At 43.8% G+C, this 666-nt stretch carries 2 protein-coding genes; both read left to right on the top strand.

Annotated elements, in window-relative coordinates:
* A partial coding sequence (tnpB, locus tag H3001_RS19200) for an IS66 family insertion sequence element accessory protein TnpB (protein ID WP_246368726.1) occupies positions 1 to 375 on the top strand: 375 nt, incomplete at its 5' end.
* 87 nt (positions 376 to 462) lie between these two features.
* On the top strand, positions 463 to 666 hold a 204-nt coding region (locus H3001_RS19195), incomplete at its 3' end, for a transposase (RefSeq protein WP_219915902.1).

Here is a 666-nt window from a genome sequence, read left to right as displayed (position 1 = left end):
ACGGTCATGTTTAACCTGAACGACACGATGCGCTACTTCCTGTGTCCTGGCAGGACAGATATGCGCAAGGGTATCAGTTCGCTATGCGGAGTGGTACATGAGAAAATGAACAGTGAAGTGAGGAACGGTGATGTCTTCATCTTCATCGGTTCCAGCCGCAGGCTAATGAAACTCCTTCATGCCGAAGACGGAGGTATGGTAATGTATGTAAAACGTCTGGAGGCCGGTCGCTTCAAGCTGCCGGAGTATGATCCCAAATCAAACAGCTATCCCATGGAGTGGCGCGATCTGGTGATGATGGTTGAAGGAATACAGGAAAACCCGGAACAGAGGCTCCGGCGGTTAAGAGCCGAACGTAAGGAATACCATGTATAATATGTTTTTTGTGTGAGTAAACTTTGGATATTGTTGCATAATTCACTGTTAATTAGTATATTTACATCATTAAAAGAAGTATAGACAATGGAAGAAAAAGAAATTTTACTCAAGACGATAGAAGGGCTGAATGCCTCTATAGCCTCATTGTCTACTACTAATAAGAATCAATCCGAACAGATAAAAAATCTGCAGGAACGTATCAAGGAGTTGACGGCTCAGGTCGCATGGCTGAACCGTCAGCTCTTTGGTCGTAAATCGGAGAAACTTCGCGTATATGATCCTAATATG

Origin of the sequence: Phocaeicola faecicola, assembly GCF_013618865.1 — a bacterium.
Classification (GTDB): Bacteria; Bacteroidota; Bacteroidia; order Bacteroidales; family Bacteroidaceae; genus Phocaeicola; species Phocaeicola faecicola.
This window is presented reverse-complemented; position numbering and strand designations above follow the sequence as displayed.